Here is a 20,925-nt window from a genome sequence, read left to right as displayed (position 1 = left end):
TCCTACATCTCCACTCTCAGATTTGATTTAAGCATGTACATTTTCAAATTGTCCACAAACAGATGCAATCACATCTTTTAAATAAGATACGATATGAGGGATATGCTCTGGTAACGTATAAGGTGAGATGACAAAAAACTTACTAACACTTAGATAGAATTCTTGACCTTCTTTTGAGTTGACAAGTAAAAACTTCGTTGTATCGCCAAAGAACATCTCATCTCTTTTCTCTCCAAGTTTTTCAAACAGCATTTTGTTCAATTCATTGTTTCGCTCAATTTCCATTGAAGTCGCTTCACCAGAAATCTCTTCTTGAAAACGCGGTGAGCCGTCTAGGTAAATTCTAAATAATGTAGCCATTCCGACGTTGTCATCATTCACGACTTCTGCTTGCGGAATTTCTCGACTAAGTGCTTCTCTGAAGGCAAGGTTCACTTCTAAGAATTGACCGAGCAAGCGCTGATAGCCTTCAACCCCAAACGTTAAGAGCACACTCAGCATACTGATCGAGCTTCCCATTCTTGAGCACTCAAGCGTATAACCCGTATGGTATTCACCGTAGCCTCTATGGCCAACATATGGCGTCTCTTGTTCTTCCAGGTCCAAACGCTTTAAGTCAGCAGCGTTTTTCACTAAGAATAAACTGGATGTGTAAGGTGTTTGGCCGAGCTTTTGAAAATCAAAGCACATCGAGTCTGCAAGAGAAAGATGCTGGAATTTCGCTTTGATTTCTTTTAGCATACGAAGAACACCGACTGAGAATTGCAGCGGGTTTTCTGATACATCATACTCATTAAAGAAAGCAAAGAATCCACCCAGCGCCGAATCTGCATGAATATGCGGCACCTTCAGACCATACTTTTCAGCAATCGCTTCTGCTGTTTCACGTACCCCTTTGACATCATCAATTGCAATGGCATCTGTTGTTCCGGTTGTTGCCACAATATAAACGGGAATCCCGCCACCCTGTGCAACACGTTCCATTTGACAACGCAAATCTTCCATATCCATTGAATGATCTTTATTCGTCTTAATTCTGATTAAGTTGTTTGTGCCAAGTCCTGTTGCTTCCATTGACTTAAATAGGCTGTAATGTGCAGCATCAGAACAAAACGCATAAAGATTTTGCGGAACTCCTTTTCGCAGTGACTCCGGCGCAGCCTTTGCGATCGCTAAACGAAGTCCTGAAAAAATCGCTCCTTGACCTCCCCATGTTGTGTATCCCCCGCTCACATTTGGATCATATCCGATGAGCTTAGACATCATTGAGACCACTCTGACCTCAGCTTCCGCACCTGCTGGTCCATAAACATCCCATAGGTTGTTTCCGTTTACCAGCATCGCTGTCAGCATGCCTAAAATTCCTGGTGTACTTGCCATTGGCAAAATGTTCGTGAAGAAATACTTGGTGTGGTATGGATGGTTATGTAAAAGCTTCAGTAATTCTTCATTCACAAGTTCCGCTTGCTGGCCGTTCATCGGAATTTGACTTGTTTCAGTGAGCTTTTTGTAAAAGTCCTCCCCACGATTCTTTTCACCTTTAAGGTGTGCACGGTTGGGATCTTTCAGGTCATCGACCCCTGAAATGATCTGCTCCATCAATTTGATGAGTTCTTTACGCTCTCCTGCATTTCCGTCCTCACTCGGAAACCAGTTCTGAACGAGGTTCTCTGCTCGTACAGTCATATACTATCAATCCTTTCAATGGAAGATTTCCTGTCACTGTCTATATCGACCCCAATTCAGAAGTTTATAGTCTCAATATGTTCACTTAAGTATATTTAGATAATTTGTTCACTTATTAAAATAAATAAAACCCTTAAAAAACACATGAAAACCATTATTTTCGTAAAACACAAAAATATATTGATATATTGTATGAGAGGAATTTTTATCCATCACTTTGTTCCATTCCATGGCTCATTTTTTTTGCTTAACCTGCATAAACATTAAGAAACAATGGAAATACTCTCTAAATGACCATTGTAGAAATCAAATTAATTCTTTAGACTTGTGTCTTTTTACCTGTTTTATTGATATAGCAACTGGAAAATTACTGAATTTTCTGTCATTAATAGGTCGATTTTCATAAAAAGTTTTTCGATGGGCGAATATTTTCATTTTCTCTCCTTTTATTGCTCGGACAGGCTTCCAAAGGCTCTTCACTGGTTATGACTTTTCTATTTGTGCATTTCGTGGTATATTCTAATGGTTCGTTTTCTTTCGTTCCGCCTCTTCCGTTTAACGGAGAAAAGGAGTGTTTATATGAAAACATTTATTCAAAAAAGAGGTCTCGGCTTCTTTCTGATTGCAGCCGTCTTACTATGGCTCAAAACGTATTCAGCGTATTTAATCGAATTTAAACTTGGTATATCAAATGTGCTTCAGCATATTTTGCTTTTCGTGAATCCTATTAGCTCCAGCTTGTTCTTTCTTGGCTTTGCTTTATTGTTCAAGAAAAAATGGCAGTCTGCCGCTATCATTGTGATTCACTTTTTCATGTCTTTTTTACTATACGCAAACATCGTGTACTATCGATTCTTCAATGACTTTATCACGCTGCCTACAGTGATGCAGGCAGGAACGAATGGCGGACAATTAGGTGATAGTGCATTTTCACTCATGCGTTGGACTGATGTGTTTTACTTTATTGATACAATCATTTTGATCGTACTTGCAGTCCGCATGAAAAGGCAGCAGCAAACAAGTACAGCCACTGTACCTGTTCAAAAGTCAAAATCGTTTAGACTCGTCCTTGTGTCCTCTGTTGTGATCTTTGTTTTAAACTTAGTGGCTGCAGAGATCGATCGTCCAGAGCTTTTATCAAGATCGTTCGACCGCAATTATTTAGTTAAATATTTAGGCGCTTATAACTTTACTGTGTTTGATGCCATTCAAAATGTAAAATCAAACAGCCAGCGTGCTCTGGCAAATTCAAATGACGTGACAGATGTAGAGAACTATTTAAAAGCGAACAGCGCTGATCCTAACCCTGCTTATTACGGGAAAGCGAAAGGCATGAACGTCATTACAATTTCTCTTGAATCTCTGCAAAACTTTGTCATTGATTATAAGGTCAATGGAAAAGAAGTAACGCCATTCCTTAATTCATTGGCACACGACAACAAAACGTTTTACTTTGATAACTTCTTCCATCAAACAGGACAGGGAAAAACGTCTGATGCTGAATTTATGATGGATACTGGGTTATTCCCATTATCACAGGGCTCTGTTTTTATTAACAAAGCGCAAAACACATATCAAGCACTTCCTGGTATTTTGAAGAAGGATCAATATACGTCAGCAGAATTCCATGGCAACACGAAAACCTTCTGGAACCGTAATGAAATGTTTAAGTCCTTTGGATATGACAGATTTTACGATTCTGAGTACTACGATATGAACGAGCAGGATACGAAGAACTATGGACTGAAAGACAAACCGTTCTTCAAAGAGTCGATGCCAATCCTTAAAAACATGAAGCAGCCGTTTTATTCGAAATTCATTACCTTATCGAACCATTTCCCATTTGGAATGGATGAAGGTGATACTGATTTCGAGCCTGGTGATTTCGGTGACTCTGTCGTCGATAACTACTTCCAATCGGCTCATTATTTAGATGAAGCGATTGAACAGTTCTTCAACGATTTGAAAAAGTCAGGTCTCTATGACAACACAGTCGTCATTATGTACGGAGATCATTACGGTATTTCTGAAAATCATAATGAAGCGATGGAAAAAGTGACAGGACAAAAAATCGGAGATTATGAAAATGCGCAGCTCATGCGTGTGCCGCTCTTTATCCATGTTCCTGGCGTAAAAGGCGGACAGATTCATAAATACTCTGGTGAAGTCGATGTCGCACCAACCCTTCTGCACCTGCTTGGCGATGATACGAAGAACTATTTAATGTCTGGTTCTGATATCTTATCGAAGAACTTTAAAGAGCTTGTGCCATTTAGAAATGGTGACTTCGTGTCTAAGGACTACACGAAAGTAGGCAATAACTATTACAGCAACAAAACAGGCGAGAAAATCGAGCCAACTGACAAGGCATCCCAAGAAAATGAAACGGTGAAAAAGATGCTGGAGACATCTGATAAGATTGTCACCGAAGATTTACTCCGTTTCTACAAGCCTAAAGGCTTTACACCGATTGACCGCAATGATTATGACTATACAAAGAAAGTACAGGATGAAAAGGATTCCTCTTCCGCCAAAGATGAATCCAGCTCTTCTTCAAAATAACGTTCTCATACTAAGAACCAGCCGATCCTTGATCAGCTGGTTCTTTTTACGTTTGATCATGATTACTCCGGGTATAGGAGAAGAAGGAGGGATTTATCATGAAGAAAACAGCAGCTTTTGTCGTGACTGCCTCACTTGCTTCGTCTGCCCTTTTCGCTTTCAGCCCTGTTGTCTCAGCACACGCCATGGTCGCAGAGCAATCCGTTCCTCAAGGTCCAAAAGCCGCACTTAACAGCATTTATAAGCTGGCACATAAAGGACAAATGCCCTACTATGCTCAGGGACTGAAAATAGGCGTTCAAACAAAAAAAGACGTTCATCATCAGCTCGGCAATCCATATCCAGAAACAGGTCAAAGCAGCTTTGATTTGTATCATGCGGAAATGGGGAATCCCGGATTTGCTTTTCACTATGATGCAAAAGGCAAAATTGATGAAATCCGTTATTTCGGTACAAATGTAGAAAAAGAAACAAATATCGGCGGTATGACCCCTTCGTTACTAAAGAAACAGCTTGGACCAGCGGATTCAGTGAGTACCATTCCTCAGACAAAAGAGAAAAAATATGTGTATCGAACCGGTGATTATGAACTCGAATTTATCGTAGGCCATGATCCAGATATGAGTCAGCATGAGCTCACCGTCCTGCATATCAACCTCATTAAAGCCGATTCTTAAATAAAAAAGCATCCTGAGCTTGTGCTCAGGATGCTTTTCTTTATTATGATGCCACTTCTAACTGCGGCTTTCTTTTCATTGTTCTTTTGAGGACTGGACCTGCGACATAATCAAGTCCAAATTTGCCTGCATTCCCTTTCGCTGCCATGATAATGATGGCTATGAGCAGAAGCAGCGGGTTCACAGAGACAGTTCCAGCTAGTAAGAAAGAGACATTCATCACGCTTCCAAAAAAGGCTGCCGTTGTTGTAAACAATCCAACAATTAATCCTAGGCCTACTAAGATTTCTCCCCACATGACCATGGCACTGAATAGTCCGGCATTTGGCAAAGCGACATTTTCTAAAAACCATACATAGAACGGATACACTAGATGACCATCTTTGACGACAGGTTCAGATATTGCAAATTGCAAATAGCCTGATGCATCAAATCCACCTGTTAGTTTTCCAATACCAGATATCAGCCAAGTCCATCCGATATAAAGTCTTGCTGCCAAAAGGATAACCGCTGCCCATACATTCGTTTGTAAGAATTTTGTAAACATGATGATGCCTCCTTTTAAATTATGTGAAATATTTCACATTTTCTTTATGATCTTATTATACTATGCTATATCTAATTTGTGATCTTTTTCACATATATATTCACAAATTGTTCATGAATATCTAGTTGAGGTAAACTTTTCCCTTGCTAAAACCGTCTAAGTCATTTCAGACAGTAAAAAGGGGTTTAATTTTTTATGAAAACACTATTTCATTTTGCTTATTTACAAGCCATCTCATGTCTATTCCCCGTCATGATCTTTGCGGCGCTTGCCCTATCAAAGACGGTGTCTATTCCTTTTCTTCACCGGTATGATTTCATTCTACTGCTTTGCATCGCAGCTCAGATCCTGATGCTGACGCTGCGGCTGGAGACTTGGGCGGAGCTAAAGGTCATTTGTCTATTTCATCTCATAGGAATCTGTTTAGAAGTGTATAAAGTACATATGGGCTCTTGGTCCTACCCTGAAGAAGCTTATACAAAAATATTTGGGGTTCCACTTTATAGCGGCTTTATGTATGCGAGTGTGGCTAGTTATATTTATCAGGCACTTTCACGACTTCATGTAAAAGTGGCCGACTGGCCTCATCCATTTCTTTCAATTGGCATCAGTTTGTGCATTTATCTCAATTTCTTTACGCATCACTGGCTCTATGATGTCAGGTGGTGGCTGACATGTCTGCTTGTTGTTGTGTTTCGGAAAACGTCGGTTTCGTTTCAGGTTGGTCCATCTTCCTTTCGAATGCCGCTTGTTGTTTCATTTCTCTTGATTGGCTTTTTTATTTGGGTGGCCGAAAATGTCACGACCTTTTTAGGCGCATGGCAATATCCAAATCAGCAGCATGCTTGGTCTCTCGTCCATCTTGGTAAAATCAGTTCGTGGTTTTTACTTGTTGTCATCAGCATTGTACTGGTGATCGAACAGCGTAAACAAAAAAACGTTCAGCCCATTGGGACTGACCCCCGTTTTTGAGACAGGGATCAAAACACCTTTATACAGCCAATTGCCGATAGTTGATCGGTGATTGGTTGTATAGTTTTGTTTGAATACGAATGTTGTTATAATAATAAATGTATTCTTTGACAGTGCGTTCTACGATGGTGGTCGTAGTTCGATCAATACTGTTAAGATAGAATGTTTCAGACTTTAGCGAGGAATGAAACGATTCGATGGAGGCATTATCAGCGGGCGTCCCTTTACGGGACATGCTCATGGTAATGCCTTTTATATGAACAGCTTTCTGATACTCGTAAGATGTATACACAGAACCTTGGTCGCTATGTAACACACAGTTTTCAGGCAGTGCTGGGAGCTGATCAAGTGTGTTTAAAATAAAGTCTGTGTCCTGCTTATCACCAATCGTAAACGCAATCACTTCTCCATTATATAAATCCAATATACTGGAAAGGTACAATTGTTTCTGTCCATAAGGCAAATACGTGATGTCCGTTACTAGTTTTTCAAGAGGGCGATCAGACTGAAAGTTCCGATCCAGTATATTACCAGCCACAGCATAGGGCTGCCCATTTTTCTTACGCTTTTTCATTTTAACCCGGCACTGCCACTGGTTTTTCTGCATGATACGTTGAACAGTTTTATGGTTAATAAGCATTCTCACTTTTAGTAAGGCTGTGATTTTTCGATATCCATATCGATACTTGTGCTCTCGGCACAACGTGCCGATTTGTTCCTCTAGTTGTTTTTTAGAATGATTCTGAGTCAGATCTTTTTTCCATCTATAGTACGAAGCGCGTGAGACGCCTAAATGGACACAAATGTCCTGTACTGTCATTGTTTTGCACAATTCTTCTACTAGTTTGATTGACGTTTCCTTATCAACTTCCTTTCCAATTCGTTGTACTTTTTTAAAACTTCATTCTGTTGACTCAGATAGCGATTTTCTGCCTGCAGTCTCTCTAATTCGGAAGAGTACTCGGGACCCTTTCCATAGGTATATTGTTTTCCAACAGGCTGTTCGAACCGGTGTGTATCCCCAGCCTTATGCCACCTCACCCATGTCTGAACCTGCGTTTTATTTTTGATATTCAATTCCCGCAAGATCTCTTTCATTGATACGCCTGCCAATCTCATTTCTACAGCCTTCTGTTTGACTTCAACCGGATAACTCACTCTTGTCCCCATAGAAAAAACACCTCCATGTTTTATTTCGGATTACAACGATCCGTTTTCAAACTTGAAGGTGTTTTTTATTTGTCTCATCTTATGGGGTCAGTCCCCATTTGACCTGGCTGAACGTTTTTTTTAATCTCGATCGACTTCCTTACGGAGATCATCTGCGACAAATTCTACATTCGTTCCAATAATAATTTGTACGGATGTTTTTCCAGAAGTCAGCACCCCTTTGGCACCTGCTTTTTTCAATGTACCTTCATTTAATAAATTTGTATCCTCTACTGTTAAGCGAAGACGTGTGGCACAATGATCAATCGTGGTGATGTTGTCTTTGCCGCCAAGTCCCTCTACGAGCATACTCGCTCCTCCTGCCGTCACCACATCATCTGCTGCGATATCTTCTATGTCATCATCTTCCCTGCCTGGTGTTTTCAGCTTTAATAGTTTAATGAGGAAATAGAAAACGACAAAGTACACGACGCCATAAATGATTCCTACTACGAGAAGCAAGATCGGCTTTTGCGCAATGCCGAAGCTTAAGACGTAATCAATCGCACCTGCTGAAAAGGCAAAACCGCTATGAATCCCAAGGGTATTCACAATAAAAAGCGAAAGTCCCGTCAAAATAGCATGGACACCATATAAAAGTGGTGATAAAAACATAAAAGAAAATTCAATTGGTTCAGTGATCCCTGTTATAAATGATGTAAGTGCCATCCCAATCATCAGACCAGCTGTTGCTTTTCGTTTCTCAGGTTTTGCAGTTACCACCATGGCTAGACATGCCGCTGGCAGACCGAACATCATCACTGGGAAGAATCCAGTCATAAAAACACCTGCACTTGGATCTCCTTTAAAGAATCGCGCTAAATCCCCTGTTGCCCCGCTGAATTCACCGAATTGAAACCAAAATAAGTTATTCAAGACATGGTGAAGACCTAATGGAATGAGCAATCGGTTAAAGAAACCAAACAGCCCTGCACCTGTTGCACCAAGGCTTAAAATCCATTCTCCTAAATCATTGATTACACTTTGAATCGGCGGCCATACATATCCGAAAACGGCTGCTAATAGAATGGTGAAAAGTGCGGTCATTATAGGCACAAGCCGCCTTCCACTAAAGAAACCTAAGTATTCCGGCAGTTTCGTATCCTTAAATTTATTGTAAACATAACCTGCCAAAAGTCCGCATAAAATACCGCCCAATACTCCCATATTGTTGGTTGAGTTAATCGACGTTGTACCGGCTGACAAAATAAAATAAGAGATCGCTCCTGATAATGCCGCTGCCCCGTTCCCATCCTTTGAAATACCAATCGCTACACCCATTGCAAAAATTAAAGCCAAGTTCGCAAAAATTGCATTCCCTGCCGCATGAATAAACGGGATATTGAATACATCCTCCCGCCCAATGGCCAAAATAATTCCTGCCGCTGGAAGTACAGCGATTGGAAGCATAAATGATTTTCCTAGCTTTTGAAAAAACTGAAACACCATCTGATTTCCCCCCTTTGTCATCATCATGACCAAAATCATTCATGATGTTCATAAAAAATATATCATATGCACGTCTAGTTATCTATACCAATTTGTCCACATCCATTTGAATTCCGCTCTTTACTCTTTTTGCGTAAAATGTGATAAGCTATTGAATAGAATGAAGATATAGAAAGCGGGAATGAACAGTGATTGTCAAACATGATCATGAGTTAGAAGCCTTAAAAAAAGTCGGCCGAATTGTCGCTTTGGCAAGAGAAGAAATGAAAAGCCAAGCGAAACCAGGCATGTCTACAAAAGAATTAGATTTGATTGGGAAAAAAATATTAGAAGAGCACGGTGCCAATTCAGCACCTGAAAAGGAATATGACTTTCCTGGTACCACTTGTATCAGCGTAAACGATGAAGTTGCACACGGTATCCCTAGTGAAAAAACCATTTTACAAGAGGGCGACCTCGTGAACATTGATATCTCAGCAGAGCTTGACGGATATTATTCCGATACAGGTATTTCATTCGTTTTAGGAACAGGTGATGCTCGTCTTGAAGCATTATGTAAGTGTGCGGAGGATGCGTTCCTTGAAGGATTAAAGCATGCAAAAGCCGGTAAAAGACAAAACCAAATTGGCCGTGCGGTCTACAATACAGCGAAAGAACAAGGATTTACTGTCATTAAAAACCTGACAGGACACGGCATTGGGAAGAATCTGCATGAAGCACCCAACCATATTTTGAACTACTATGATCCATTCGATAATGCTTTGTTTAAAAATGGCACAGTCATTGCGTTTGAACCTTTTATTTCAACAAATGCTGAATCAATTTATCAAGCTGATGATGGCTGGACATTTAAAACACCAGATAAAAGTCTAGTGGCACAGATTGAACATACGATTGTGATTACTAAAGACGAACCGATTATTTTAACAAAGCTGTAAGCCAAGCGAGTCCCCTCCTTCACTGGAGGGGATTTTTTCATGCCCGTTTCACGAATCTGTCACGACTAAACAAAAAAGCCTGTGGTAAAATAGGCAAAGATATGCGAAAGGGGTCTTATTTGATATGTGGTTCATCATCATAGGTGTTATCTTTTTCATCGAAAGTATTATCTTAACGGTTGTAGGGATTAAGAAAAAACAATCCATGATGACCTATCTTGGTGTTGTCATCATGATTATGACGGTCGGCATGATCCTCGTTACCCTCAACCCGCCAAATTCATAAATCAATATTTCCAGCATATACATGGATCATAGGCAGATAGAATCAGTTTTCATTTCTTGGCACCTGCACGCTTTTCACGTCCTTTTTTGAGATGTTACAATGCAGGCAGTTTCAATTGAAAGGAGTTTTCTATCATGCATTATGGTAGCAAAGGCTGGTATGTCGAAGAATTAAAGAAGCTTGGTGTGACTAAGCATGAAGGAAGAAAGCTTCAAAGCTTAAAAACATATTTCCTTGCAAATCTTCTTGAGCAAAAGAAACGCAGCTCATAAACGCTGAAAAGCCGTACATCTTAAGATAATGTACGGCTTTTTTTAAATGTGCTGAATTCGTTTTTCTAAAGACTTCCTCACCACATCTGCTAAAGCATCTACTTCAAGAACGGCTTTCAGTCTCTCTGGACTTGTTTGACGATATTTGACTTCATTGACCTCATGGACCGTAATGTGATGGGACGCTTTTTCTACTAGTACTAGCGATGCATCAGGCGGCACCATGCCTTCTTTCAATACACGTAAATAAAAGCCTGTATACCCTGTTTTTTGCACTTCCTTTACAAGCTTCATGTTGCCATGCTTAAGAGACAATTTCACACAAGGCTGTCTTGGCTGGCTCACCTCAACAAATGCATCTCCAAGCTGAAACACATCGCCAATATGCACATTCGTTTCGACTAGCTGGCGTACTGTTACATTCTCGCCAAAGGCAGCTTCCTGTAATGGTACCCCTAAAAATTGTTCAAAGTGAGCATAATGATCATACGGAAAGACGCAGACGGCTTTATCATAACCCCCATGATGAACCAAATCCCCCTGACCATCTCCTTCAAAATTGACCTGACTTAAATACACAGGCTCATGAATGCGCCTTTTGTTGATGGCTGTTTTGATTTCTTTTCCATTCGCATATGTAATGATAGGTTGTCCCACTTGGATTCCTTCTATGTCGTATCTCTTTTGTCCCACGATGGCCATCTCCTTTGGTTGTCTACTGGCCTTTATTTTACATCGTTTGACAATCAAATCATAGTCGAGGCGTGAAGATCAGATGCAGGCTATGGTACGATGTGAAAAAAGGAGAGATGACCATGATTCATTATCACGCCATTGTAAAAGGACGTGTGCAAGGAGTCGGCTTTCGTTATTTTGTTCAGGGAGAAGCCGTCAATCGTGGAATGAAAGGCTGGGTACGCAACACAGATGAAGGTCATGTCGAGTTAAAGGTAGAGGGTGAGCAGCAGAAAGTGATTGATTTCTTAGAGACTGTCCGGAAAGGAAGTCCTTTTTCAAAAGTCACCGACATGCAAATGGAGCCGCTCACCGAGCTTGCTCATTATCAGGATTTTCGAATAAGATAATAAAAAAACCTAGCTTTCGCTAGGCTTTTTCTGTCCCGTGATAGGGCTTGTCCTGATAAAAATAGTTTGGTTTCACAATGGTATTGTCGTAATTCTTGTGGAATATGTGGGTAGCAGCTGGTGATACTGGGGGAATCAGCCATGTCCAGTCCCCAGTCAGCTTGCGGTCAGCCTTTTCTTCCTGCTTTTCAAACTGCTTGAATTGATGTGCTGCTGTGTGATGATCAACAATGGTCACCCCTGCTTCGCGATAAGAATGGAGAACCGCCTCGTTCAATTCGACAATGGCTTTATCCTTCCAAAGGGACGAATTCTTGGTTGTGTCCAGTCCTAAAAGAGAAGCGATTTTTTTCAGCATATTGTAGCGGTTTTCATCCGCTAGGTTGCGTGCGCCAATTTCTGTGCCCATATACCAGCCATTAAACGGTGCAGCATTGTAATGAATACCGCCAATCTCTAATTTCATATCAGCAATAATCGGAACCGCATACCATTTCAGTCCTAAATCACGGAATTCATCGTATTCAGGATGGGTGATCTCTACCTCTTGGACGATTTCTTTCGGAAGCTCATACAGAACAGGCGGCTGATCTTTTAGCTGAAACATGAGAGGCAGAATATCAAAATGTGTGCCCTCCCCTTTCCAGCCATGTTCTTCACATAATTTTGTTAATTCAAGAGATGCCTCGTCGCCGATGATGCCATATTCAGTTTTATAGCCTGCATAACGAACGAGCTGATGATTATAAATGACGACTTCCTTCTGCCTGTTCTTCTCTGGGGGAAAGATCGTAATGGACGGTTTGATTTTCCCGCCATTTGTCGCATACTCAATATGATGAAAGAGCGCCTCCTTCACCTCATCCTCTGTCTTTACATGCCGGCAGTCATGCACTTGCAGGGTCGACCAAAACAAACGGCCAATGCAGCGGTTACTGTTGCGCCATGCCATTTTCGCCCCGTGAGCTAATTCCTCTAGTGTATGCGTATAAATTCCTTCAGACTCAATTTCTTTTTTTATTTCATGCAGACGTGCTGCTTTCTCTTCATTTGACTTGTTTAATTCTTCATAGCATACAGAAATAAAAGCTTCTGCTTCATTCCACAACGCTTCTTGATTACTCAAACATACTCGCCTCACTTTAATACGAATATATCCATTGTAGCGGTTTCTATTGATAAATTCACTCGTTTCAAACCATTTTTTATCAAATCATCCGACCATTGTCCTTAGATCATAGATGAATCAATTCGTTTAAGGGTCTTTTGGAGCCAGCGTACATAGCCTTTTTCCCTTTCGATTGCCCTTGTCAGCACTAAGTAATGCCCAAATTGCGCTGAATGCAGTGATTCAGCAGAAGGGTCTTCCTCTGTCAAAGCGTGCAGCTTTTGTTCCAGCACATCTACTTTCTTGGTACGCTCTAAAAGTTGATAGGCAAACAGGTCAGCCGCTTCTTTTTTGTCCATGGAGGAGATGAAAAATGTTTTGAGCATGAATTCATCCTTTGTTGTTTCCGGAATCGGATCTTTTGTTCTTAACCACTGACGCAATTCTTCTTTTCCTGCCGCTGTGATTTGATAGACCTTCTTCTCCAGCTTTTTTCCTTGTATGTGAATATCAAATTCAATAAACCCTTCCTCTGTGAGACGCTTCAGCTCAGGGTAAATCTGACTGTGCTTCGCACTCCAAAACTGTCCAAGGGAATCCTTAAAATGTTTCGTGATATCATATCCCGTCAGCTCATGCTGATCCAGCAAGCCAAGAATGGCATATTTTAGTACTCTCATGATGGGCCTCCAACGCTTATTCTTTGACAATAGTATATCATAGACTTTAAAATAAACATGTAAATCACAACATGTTTGAAAAAACATCATTCTAATGAAAGAAGGAATAAACATGGATCAATTCGTTGGACTTCATATGATTTATACGTATGAAAATGGCTGGGAATATGAGATTTACATTAAAAACGATCACACCATTGATTACCGCATTCATAGCGGAATGGTTGGAGGACGCTGGGTCCGTGATCAAGAAGTAAATATTGTGAAGCTGACAAAAGGCGTATACAAAGTCTCTTGGACAGAACCAACTGGGACAGACGTCTCTCTGAACTTTATGCCTGAAGAAAAACGCATGCATGGCGTCATCTTCTTCCCTAAATGGGTGCATGAACGTCCAGACATCACCGTCTGCTATCAAAATGACTACATCGATCTCATGAAAGAATCTCGTGAAAAATACGAAACCTATCCGAAATATGTTGTCCCAGAATTTGCGGACATTACGTATATCCATCATGCAGGTGTGAATGACGAAACCATTATCGCAGAAGCACCATATGAAGGCATGACAGATGAAATAAGAGCTGGACGAAAATAAAAAAGCGGCACGCCAAGTGCCGCTTTAGATTGGTGAAAAAGGGCTAAAATGATCTTTATTTTAGCCCTTTTTTATTGAATACCTAACGTCTTTTGAGGAAGCACGAAACGATAGACTGGCAGTTCATCACCTGTTTTTGAAGCAATAAACCCTGATGACATATAGCTGTCCTTTGATTCTGGTTCAAGGGCAAGTGAGAGCAAATTGGTTTGCGGCTGTGCCGTGACATATACCTTTGTTCCTTTTGGCAGCTGACGTTTCTTGTCAACGAGTTTTGTTTCAAGCTGAATATCTGTTTTGCTCTTTTCCTCTCGCTTTGTCACCTGATAGGCTTGTACCGGCACTTTCATGCCAGCCGGCAATGTGACACTTTTTAATCCTAATGTTCTGAGTTTCTTTTCTACTCCTTCATGCCCCGGAAGAATGAGATAAGCTGTCGGCCGTTCTCTTGTTAAGACAGGAACAGCATCACTCGCACTGTGAAAGCGCACAGGAACTTGAGTCGTTTGTCCCTTCTCAATATCAACCATTTCCAGCGAGTCATTGACAGGTGCTTGGAAATCATCTTGAATGACCACTTGATCATCATCATTTGGCTGCAGTCCTTTTTTGACCAGCTTCAGCCGCTCCGTCACCATTTGCTGCTTCACCTGTTTCGCATGTTTCACCGTGGTCTCAATGATTTTTTCATGGGTGGCTACTTGCGCAGCGACGCGGCGGGCAAAATCCTCTCTTCCAATCCCAATCCCTCTGCTTTCTACAAGAAATGACAGGGCTGGCGAAAGTGCAAGGGCATTACGGCCAATTCGCGCATCCGTACCACCTTCATAGATGTCGATCTTTCCATCCTTTCCTCTTGTGTTTGTATAATACAAATCGTTAGAAAATCCTTTATTCGTCAGCGTTTCACGAACTCCGTTAACGTATAACTCATTTGATGTCAGCCGGATGCTTTCAGGAATGTTTAAATTCTTCCCTGAAAGAATAAGCAAATCATGATATTTGAGAGCGCCTGATGAACCGATATTTTCAAACTGCTTTTGACCCACATCGTATTCATGGGCATCAATAACTACCTCTGGCGCATACCGATTAAATTCTTGATGCAGGGCTGCCAGTTCTGGAGATTCTAATGTCATATGATCACGGTTTCCGTCTAATCCGTTTGCCAGTCTGCGGTCAAACGCATAAGAACCATCAGGATTGATTCTTGGAACAATGATGAGATTGACATGATTGAGTATACGCTCTCCTTCTTCACCTGCTAATCGTTTTGCAATGACGAGAGCAGATTCACCGGAGGCTGGTTCATTTCCGTGTATTTGTGCTTGGAGCCAGATGGTTGGCTTTTTTGAAAGTGGAGTAATGGAGCGATCCTTTGTAAAGTACAGGGCCGGAATGGACCTGCCTTCAATGGATGTTCCAATCTGTTTCTGAGTGGCATATGGGCTTTTGCGGACAATGTCTTTTAAGAAAGCTTGAAGCTCTTCTTGTGTCGTAAATGCTTCTCCTTTTTTCTGAAAGGCAGGGGTTTCAAACGTCTCGCCAGGCTTAGGGTATAGCTTTTTCACTGAAGCCGGCTGTTCATAACTCTTTCCATAATAAGGGGTTTCTGCATGAGCTGAAGCTGGGCTCACCATCGACAAACTGCCTGCCAAGAGGCATGCAGCAGCAAAAAGAATCGTGCCTTTTCGTTTGGACATGCTATCCTCTCCCTTCGTTGATTTGCATTATAAAGAAAAAAACAGAAAAAGTGTCAGTATTTTTCAAAAATAAATCTTTTGGAGGAACAGGCATATCTTTGTCTAGGGCAAATGAATGGAGCCTGCCCGGCAATATGACCTAAAAAAAGTGCCTGCCCGCAGCAGACACTTTTTTATTTACCAGATGGAAATGGCCCCAATGAGAACCGCCACGACAGTCATAGCGACGACTGCCAGCACCGCCCATTTCATCCCAAATTTCTGATGCTGATCCAGTGATACGCCAACAAGTCCAACAAGTAAATGAGTCGATGGAACAAGTGGACTTAACATATGAATCGGCTGACCAATAATAGAGGCTCTGGCAATCTCAATTTTATCGACACCGTATGCTGCCGCTGTTTCTGATAGGATCGGCAGTACGCCATAAAAGTATGCATCATTCGGCATAAAGAAAGTAAAGATCCCGCTTGTTAATGCGACAATGACTGGAATAAAGCCGCCCAGCTGCTCTGGAATTGCAGATACAATCGAAATCGCCATTTCATCGACCATTTTCGTTCCAGTTAGAATACCTGTAAAAACACCTGCCGCAAAAATCATCGAAGCAATGGCTAAAACGTTTGTTGAGTGAGCGGCAATTCGCTCACGCTGCTGGTCCAAGTTCGGATAGTTCACGATAATCGCCACACAGAAAGCAAGAACAAATAGAACAGTTAAGCTGACTTTACCTGATACAAGCAGCAGCACCAATAACAAAGTCAGCGCCAGGTTAAACCACCAAAGCTTCGGCCGTTTGATGTCATCTTGCAGTGCCGCTGCCATTTCATTTGCATGAATCGGCTGGTCAAGTTCAATCACACCAAGGCGTTTTCTCTCGGCTTTTCCAAGAAAATAAGCAACAATAATCATACTGAGAACCCCTGCACCAATGACTGGAATCATTGGTCCAAATAAAAGTGAAGGATCAACGCCAAGTGCACTCGCCGCTCTAGGTGTAGCTCCTCCCCATGGAATTGTATTCATAATTCCCATGCCGACCCCGGCAATACCCGCTAAAATAATTGGACGGATGCCAAGCAGCGTAAATAGTGGAAGCATCGCTGTTGTTGTAATCATATACGTTGTCGTTCCATCACCATCAAGTGCAACAAGCATCGTCAAGACAGCTGTTCCGACAACGATTTTTAATGGATCGCCTTTAACGATTTTTAAAATTTTCGCCACCATTGGGTCAAATAAACCCGCATCAATCATAATGCCAAAGTACAAAATCGCAAACATGATCATGACTGCTGTTGGTGCGACTTGCTGCACACCTTTGACAATCATGTCTGAAATTTCTGTAAAATGAAAACCTGCAATAAGAGCAAATGCAATTGGTGTTAACACCAATGCCGTTAAAACAGACATACGTTTCGTCATAATCAAAACCATAAATACAATCATCATAAGAAATCCTAAGATTGCTAACATATTGTTCACCCCTTATGTTGTATACGCTTTCATTAATGTGTTGGTATCCCATTTCCAACCCTTTTTGTCATCATATCTGAGGTGAGAATTGAAGTAAATATTATGAATTTTAATTCTTTTTCGGTCGATAAATGCTTTTTGTTCATTTTGTTCAAACATTGGGCTTTTTAATTCCATGAAAAAAACAAAGGGTTTATTTAAGCCCTTTGTCTTCTTTTCAGTGTGATAGAAAACCTTTGCAGTCTAGGAAGGATGAGTACTGGAGCGGAGCGAATATGAGATTCGTGAGCACCAGCACACAGAACTGACACCGAATGCAAGGGTTTGTCTACATCTGGAAGCATTCTCACTCGACCGCTTGTTCTCCTTGTATCAATTGCTCATATTGCCTTAATTGATCTTCCATAAAGACCTTTGCCTCTTTGCTGTTCATATAACGACTTGTCCAGCCCTTTTGCTTTAATCGCTTTTTCCAGGACTTCGTTTTCGTCATTTTTTGAAGAAGCTGATCCCATTCACGAACCTCATGCTGACTCATTTGTTTTGGGCCCATCACACCGCGCCAATGGGAAAAGATGAGCGGAATGCCCTGCTCTTTCCATGTCGGCACATCTTCAAATCCATCTAAGCGCTGGCTGGTTGTCGTCGCTACGAGCTTCAGCCTCTTTTTTTCATAATCATGACGAACCTCTGTAATGGTAGTCGTTGCTGCATCCACCTCATGGTCGATGAGCGCCTGAAATAAATCATCTGCACTGTCAAATTTCAAAAATTGAATGCGATATGGATCAATTCCTGCCATTTCTGCTGCCCGGGCGAATGAGATTTGATCATCATTTCCAAAATCAGGGGCAAATCCAATTTTTAAGGAATCTGGTTTTTTCTTAAGTGCGTGTAACAGCTCCTTCCCATCTGAAAAAGGAGAATCCACTGGGACTGCGACGACCTGCCACTCTTCTGCAAGGATTGCCAGCGGTGTCACATCATTCATCGTCACGTTACTGCTGCCAAGCAAATTACGGCTTAACAATAAGCTTGAATTTAAACTGATATAGTTGGCTTCTCGCTCCATCATGTATGTCCATCCTTTATCCACCGTTCCGCCTCTTTGATAAAGAATGTTCACAGGCCGGTTCACCAGCTTCTCTTGTTCAAGCACTGATTTCATCACCTGAGCCGTTTGGTCAAATCCCCCCTCTGGTACACCCGACACCACAATATATAAGGAGCTTTGCTGCAGGAAAGAATCACCGGCCTTTTTTTCATTAAAGGTAAGCGTCATACAAAGGCAGAGCACGATCACAAAAAGTATTCCTTTTTTCATCTTTTATGACTCCGCTTGTTTGGCAGGGTAATATTTACGTTCAGGTCTGCCAATGATTCCGTATGCAAGCTCTGCCCGGCATTTCCCTGTTGTCACGAGATACTCTACGTACCGTCTCGCCGTTGTACGTGATGCGCCCATCTTTTCCCCGAGTTCTTCTGCTGTAATTCCGCTAATCTCGGATGCCATCAATGTTTTCACTTTGTCCAAGGTCAGTGAATTGATGCCTGTAGGAAGATCTCTGTCATCCCTTTGTTTTGGCTCTTCCTGCATCTGCCCAAAAAACAGATCGATCATCGTTTGATTGACTTCATCTTTTGAATTGATGATGTCTTTCTTCTCTTTATATTCGGTTAAAACTTGTGCAAACTTTTGTGCGGTCACCGGTTTGATTAAATAATGAACCACTCCGTAATGAAGCGCATCTCTTAAAAGCGTCGTTTCCGTTGCAGCCGTGATAATGATCACATCTACTTCAGGATAGCGTTCTCTTAAAAGCGGGAGCAGGTTTGTACCGAGCTCATCAGGCATATAGACATCAAGCAAGATGAGATCCACTTGTTCCCTCTGGAGCGCCTCCCACATATCCTTTGCACTCTTTGCCTTTCCAGCGACCTTAAATCCTTCTATCTTTTGTATATAAGATTCATGAATGGCAGCGATTCGAAAATCATCCTCCGCAATGAGTACCTTAATCACCATCTATTCCCCCTTTGTGCCTTTCGGTATGTATACAGTGAAGATGGCACCGCCTTCTTTTTGGTTCGCAACTTCAATCCAGCCCCCAAGCTCGTCCAACACTTCTTTCACATTTGCAAGCCCATAGCCTCGTCCTTCTCCCTTTGACGAATGGCCTCTTGTGAAAATCTGTGAGAGCTCCTCTTCATTCACTCCATCACCTGAATCTGACACTTCTATGATAATATCAAACCCAATATCTGTGATGAACAGGTCTACCTCGCGCTTCTCCTTATTTAATACAGCTTCAAAAGCATTATCTACGAGATTGCCAATGATGGTGATAAAGTGAGATAGGCTTAAATGAGCTGGGAGCGGCTCTAGTGAGCTATTTTCATCAATGTGGAAATGGACTTTTTTCTCAGATGCTTTCCCTAACTTGCCAAGTAAGATGGCTTGTATTTTAGGAGAACGAATCTGCTTCATGAGTAAATCGTGCTGACGGTTTTGCAGATGATATTCTTCTTTAATTAAGTCGATGGCTTCATCGACTTGCTTCAGCTCAAGCAGGCCTAAGATGGCGTACAGCTTATTTGAGAATTCGTGCGTTTGTGCCCTCAGGTCTTCTGAATATTGACTGACCTCTGTTAATGTATCCAGCAGCTTCGTCAGCTCTGTTTTCTCCCTGAAGCTCACAATCCCTCCGAATACTCGATTCTCCTGCATTACTTTTTTCACATTTAAGACATAGGTTTTATCATTGACGACGGTTTCGATGTTAGGTTCAATCGTCTCTGACTTTAAATAGAGAAGAAGTTTGGCATTTGGCAAGACTTGATCAATATGAAGGGGCAGCTCTGATGAGACGCGCAGCATGTGCTCAGCTGATGTATTCATCATCGTAATCGCGCCTTTCTGGTCAAACGCAATGATCCCTTCTTTTATAGCGAGCAGCATCGCTTCTCTTTCTCGATACAACGAAGCTATTTCATGCGGCTCAAGCCCTAATGTATCTTTGCGAATACTCTTCGTTAAAAAAATCGCACCGAATATGCCCGGCAAGAGCACAAGAAGGGCAATATAGCTAAGCTTCAATAGCTGATGAGCTGTCGCTTGATCGATTTCTTTTTTTAAAAATTCGACGGTGACTGTGCCGATAATTTCTTCATGCCCTTCTGTTTCTTTCATAATGGGTGCACTGCCTCTGACAACGGTTTCACCATTAGAATCATCAGTTGATATGGAGGTCCCTCCAAATAAGAGAGTACTTCTTCCTTCCGATACACTGATGGTCTTTCCTACGTCCTCATGATTCGTATGAACAAGGACCTTTCCTTTTCGATTGGTAATGAAGATGGCATGTGCTCTTACTTGCTCCTTCATTTGCTCAAGCACTGCCTGTTCTTCATTTTGGGACGCTGATAGAGCCACCGATGCTTTAATGGGCGGCATATATGATATTGTTCTAGCGGTCTGCACCGCCAGCTGTTCAGCTTGTCCCTGCCTTTCTGATGTCTGCAGAAAACCAAAACAAATGGTTAATAACGCAATGACAACAAGCAAAAGCCCGATAATTAACCCCAAAATTTTCGTTTGTAAAGTGACTTTCCTTTTGCCCATCCTCACCGCTACAACCCCTAATTCAGTAGATTCACCCGAATAGACTCTATGAAAA

20 protein-coding genes are annotated in these 20,925 nt (G+C 41.6%); 8 read left to right on the top strand and 12 right to left on the bottom strand.

Going from position 1 to position 20,925, the window contains the following annotated elements:
* Positions 1-27 precede the first annotated feature (27 nt).
* Positions 28-1,686, bottom strand: a complete 1,659-nt coding sequence (locus NSS80_RS03845; RefSeq protein WP_317222687.1) for a pyridoxal-dependent decarboxylase — start codon at positions 1,684-1,686, stop codon at positions 28-30.
* 579 nt (positions 1,687-2,265) lie between these two features.
* On the opposite strand from NSS80_RS03845, the gene NSS80_RS03840 reads away from it, so the two are divergent.
* Together NSS80_RS03840 and NSS80_RS03835 are read left to right on the top strand one after the other, a co-directional pair.
* Positions 2,266-4,248: an LTA synthase family protein gene (locus tag NSS80_RS03840; RefSeq protein ID WP_061110560.1), complete on the top strand. Its 1,983-nt coding sequence runs from the start codon at positions 2,266-2,268 to the stop codon at positions 4,246-4,248.
* 98 nt (positions 4,249-4,346) lie between these two features.
* On the top strand, positions 4,347-4,925 hold the full coding sequence (locus NSS80_RS03835; protein ID WP_317222685.1) for a YjgB family protein: 579 nt from the start codon (positions 4,347-4,349) through the stop codon (positions 4,923-4,925).
* A gap of 43 nt (positions 4,926-4,968) precedes the next feature.
* Here the strand turns inward: NSS80_RS03835 and NSS80_RS03830 are convergent, their stop codons facing one another.
* Entirely contained in the window at positions 4,969-5,472 is a 504-nt protein-coding gene (locus tag NSS80_RS03830; RefSeq protein ID WP_317222737.1) for a DoxX family protein, read from the bottom strand.
* Between the two features lie 195 nt (positions 5,473-5,667).
* On the opposite strand from NSS80_RS03830, the gene NSS80_RS03825 reads away from it, so the two are divergent.
* Positions 5,668-6,444: a DUF817 domain-containing protein gene (locus tag NSS80_RS03825; RefSeq protein WP_317222739.1), complete on the top strand. Its 777-nt coding sequence runs from the start codon at positions 5,668-5,670 to the stop codon at positions 6,442-6,444.
* Between the two features lie 19 nt (positions 6,445-6,463).
* Here the strand turns inward: NSS80_RS03825 and NSS80_RS03820 are convergent.
* A protein-coding gene (locus NSS80_RS03820; protein WP_342498336.1) for an IS3 family transposase occupies positions 6,464-7,614 on the bottom strand; the annotation gives its coding sequence in 2 pieces (ribosomal slippage) (positions 6,464-7,341 and positions 7,341-7,614; 1,152 coding nt in all).
* A 120-nt stretch (positions 7,615-7,734) separates the two neighbouring features.
* Complete coding sequence (gene nagE, locus NSS80_RS03815) at positions 7,735-9,102, bottom strand: N-acetylglucosamine-specific PTS transporter subunit IIBC (RefSeq protein WP_171464057.1); 1,368 nt, start codon at positions 9,100-9,102, stop codon at positions 7,735-7,737.
* A 188-nt stretch (positions 9,103-9,290) separates the two neighbouring features.
* On the opposite strand from nagE, the gene map reads away from it, so the two are divergent.
* The 3 genes from map to NSS80_RS03800 all read left to right on the top strand — a co-directional run bounded on the left by map (position 9,291) and on the right by NSS80_RS03800 (position 10,598).
* On the top strand, positions 9,291-10,040 hold the full coding sequence (gene map, locus NSS80_RS03810) for a type I methionyl aminopeptidase (RefSeq protein ID WP_024424611.1): 750 nt from the start codon (positions 9,291-9,293) through the stop codon (positions 10,038-10,040).
* A 124-nt stretch (positions 10,041-10,164) separates the two neighbouring features.
* Positions 10,165-10,326, top strand: a complete 162-nt coding sequence (locus NSS80_RS03805; RefSeq protein WP_087978305.1) for a hypothetical protein — start codon at positions 10,165-10,167, stop codon at positions 10,324-10,326.
* 134 nt (positions 10,327-10,460) lie between these two features.
* A complete protein-coding gene (locus tag NSS80_RS03800) occupies positions 10,461-10,598 on the top strand; it encodes a YflJ family protein (RefSeq protein ID WP_064497716.1) in 138 nt (45 codons plus the stop codon).
* Positions 10,599-10,640: 42 nt separating this feature from the next.
* Here the strand turns inward: NSS80_RS03800 and NSS80_RS03795 are convergent, their stop codons facing one another.
* On the bottom strand, positions 10,641-11,291 hold the full coding sequence (locus tag NSS80_RS03795) for an MOSC domain-containing protein (RefSeq protein ID WP_034283671.1): 651 nt from the start codon (positions 11,289-11,291) through the stop codon (positions 10,641-10,643).
* 122 nt (positions 11,292-11,413) lie between these two features.
* Between NSS80_RS03795 and NSS80_RS03790 the strand changes: the two genes are divergently transcribed.
* A complete protein-coding gene (locus tag NSS80_RS03790; protein WP_034283670.1) occupies positions 11,414-11,683 on the top strand; it encodes an acylphosphatase in 270 nt (89 codons plus the stop codon).
* A gap of 19 nt (positions 11,684-11,702) precedes the next feature.
* Here NSS80_RS03790 and NSS80_RS03785 read toward each other — a convergent pair whose 3' ends face one another.
* Both NSS80_RS03785 and NSS80_RS03780 read right to left on the bottom strand, forming a co-directional pair.
* Positions 11,703-12,809: a nitric oxide synthase oxygenase gene (locus tag NSS80_RS03785; protein WP_041116165.1), complete on the bottom strand. Its 1,107-nt coding sequence runs from the start codon at positions 12,807-12,809 to the stop codon at positions 11,703-11,705.
* 104 nt (positions 12,810-12,913) lie between these two features.
* Complete coding sequence (locus NSS80_RS03780; protein WP_024426629.1) at positions 12,914-13,471, bottom strand: PadR family transcriptional regulator; 558 nt, start codon at positions 13,469-13,471, stop codon at positions 12,914-12,916.
* A 112-nt stretch (positions 13,472-13,583) separates the two neighbouring features.
* On the opposite strand from NSS80_RS03780, the gene NSS80_RS03775 reads away from it, so the two are divergent.
* Positions 13,584-14,069, top strand: coding sequence for a phenolic acid decarboxylase (locus NSS80_RS03775; RefSeq protein ID WP_008341777.1), 486 nt, complete (start codon positions 13,584-13,586; stop codon positions 14,067-14,069).
* A 71-nt stretch (positions 14,070-14,140) separates the two neighbouring features.
* On the opposite strand, the gene NSS80_RS03770 is transcribed toward NSS80_RS03775, so the two are convergent.
* From NSS80_RS03770 to NSS80_RS03750, 5 genes are all read right to left on the bottom strand, one after another.
* On the bottom strand, positions 14,141-15,772 hold the full coding sequence (locus tag NSS80_RS03770) for a M14 family metallopeptidase (protein ID WP_317222729.1): 1,632 nt from the start codon (positions 15,770-15,772) through the stop codon (positions 14,141-14,143).
* Between the two features lie 177 nt (positions 15,773-15,949).
* Entirely contained in the window at positions 15,950-17,248 is a 1,299-nt protein-coding gene (locus tag NSS80_RS03765) for a citrate:proton symporter (RefSeq protein ID WP_024426631.1), read from the bottom strand.
* 346 nt (positions 17,249-17,594) lie between these two features.
* Positions 17,595-18,572 (bottom strand): tripartite tricarboxylate transporter substrate-binding protein, encoded by a 978-nt coding sequence (locus NSS80_RS03760; protein ID WP_317222732.1) that lies wholly within the window; start codon positions 18,570-18,572, stop codon positions 17,595-17,597.
* Positions 18,573-18,575: 3 nt separating this feature from the next.
* Positions 18,576-19,271 carry a response regulator gene (locus tag NSS80_RS03755; protein ID WP_342498422.1) on the bottom strand — a complete coding sequence of 232 codons (696 nt, stop codon included), beginning with the start codon at positions 19,269-19,271 and terminating at the stop codon, positions 18,576-18,578.
* A gap of 3 nt (positions 19,272-19,274) precedes the next feature.
* A complete protein-coding gene (locus tag NSS80_RS03750; RefSeq protein ID WP_061110555.1) occupies positions 19,275-20,870 on the bottom strand; it encodes a sensor histidine kinase in 1,596 nt (531 codons plus the stop codon).
* Positions 20,871-20,925: the final 55 nt, after the last annotated feature.

It is taken from the genome of Bacillus sp. FSL M8-0350, assembly GCF_038593345.1.
GTDB classification, from domain to species: domain Bacteria; phylum Bacillota; class Bacilli; order Bacillales; family Bacillaceae; genus Bacillus; species Bacillus safensis.
This window is presented reverse-complemented; position numbering and strand designations above follow the sequence as displayed.